The following is a 1374-nucleotide window of genomic DNA, read 5'->3' on the forward strand; positions in this document are numbered from 1 at the left end:
GGGTTTATAGGTATTTGTCGAAGCGGTCGGGGTAGGCCACGGCCATTTGGTTGATGGCTTGTTTCCAGCCGGATACTCGGGCTCCTTCCATGAGTCTGCCGGCTGTTCTTGAGACTCGTTTACCTTGCTTTGCTCTCTTGGCGGCTCGCTTGTCTTCAATATTGCAGATCATCAACCACAGCGTCTTTAGGGCTGATTCATCGTTGGTGAACTGCACCCTGTTGCGAGTAGCTTTACGCAGCTCATTGTTAAAAGATTCAATGGAGTTCGTCGTATAGATCACCTTCCTAGCTGCTGGTGGGAACTGCAGAAACGGGACAAACCGCGCCCACGCGTCCTGCCAGACCTTGACTGAGCGGGGATACTTCTCACCCAGCTCGGAAGCCTCGAATTCGGCTAAAGCAGCCCTAGCTGTGGACTCGTCTGTGGCGGTGTAGACCTTCTTCAACGCGGCTGATACAGCCCGGCGATCCCCGTAGGCTACCCACCGGTTCGCGGCACGTATCAGGTGCACGATACAGGTTTGCACCATAGAGTTCGGCCAGGTTGCCTCGACTGCTTCTGGTAGGCCTTTCAGCCCGTCACAGCAGACGATAAAGACGTCTTTGACACCACGGTTAGAAAGATTGGCGCATACCTGCGCCCAAAATGAAGCGCCTTCTTCTTTGGCAATCCACAATCCTAAAATGTGTTTGATGCCGTCAAGGTCCACACCGATTGCCATGTACGCACTCTTGTTGACTACCCGGCCGCCATCGCGGACTTTAATGCGCAGCGCGTCCAGGAAAATGACCGGGTAGAACTCATCTAGCTGGCGGTTTTGCCAGACCATAACCTCATCCAAGACGGCGTCAGTAACCGCTGAAATCGTCTCATGGGAGATATCAACCCGCATCGCCGTTGCCATGTGGTGCTGGATATCCCTGATTGTCATCCCACCGGCGTACAAGCTGACAATCATGTCATCGACATCAGTTAAACGTCTCGAGCCTTTAGGGACCATAGTTGGGATAAACGTCCCAGTCCTGTCTCTGGGGATATCCACGGTGACCGGCCCGTAGTTAGAATCCACGGTCTTTGTGTACGACCCGTTGCGGTGATTGTCTGTCCCAGCTGCAGCTTTGCCGCTCCTATCACCAGACTCGTAGCCGAGGTGGGCATCCATCTCGGCATTCAAACCCCTAGTAATCGAGGCTTGCAGCATGCCGCGAACCAGGTCATTGGCATCCGTTGTGGACGTGCCTAGGTCGTCAATCAGTTTCGCGATTTCAGGGTTAGCAAGAAGCTTCTTTTCAATCGCATCAATCTTGGCCTTATCGGCCGGATCTCGTCTCGCCACAGTAGTCATTCTGGCTTATCTCCTTATGCGGGATC

The 1374-nt window shown here is 53.7% G+C and carries 1 protein-coding gene; it reads right to left on the reverse strand.

What is annotated here, in order from left to right:
- Positions 1-4: 4 nt before the first annotated feature.
- Positions 5-1348: an IS256 family transposase gene (locus QKD99_RS11435; protein WP_204608743.1), complete on the reverse strand. Its 1344-nt coding sequence runs from the start codon at positions 1346-1348 to the stop codon at positions 5-7.
- Positions 1349-1374 lie beyond the last annotated feature (26 nt).

Source organism: Corynebacterium sp. c3Ub_189 (assembly GCF_039907195.1).
Classification (GTDB): domain Bacteria; phylum Actinomycetota; class Actinomycetes; order Mycobacteriales; family Mycobacteriaceae; genus Corynebacterium.

What these genes read in the sequence shown, in the direction of transcription:
- QKD99_RS11435 (WP_204608743.1), bottom strand. Translation starts at nt 1,348, where the DNA reads ATGACTACTGTGGCGAGACGAGATCCGGCCGATAAGGCCAAGATTGAT.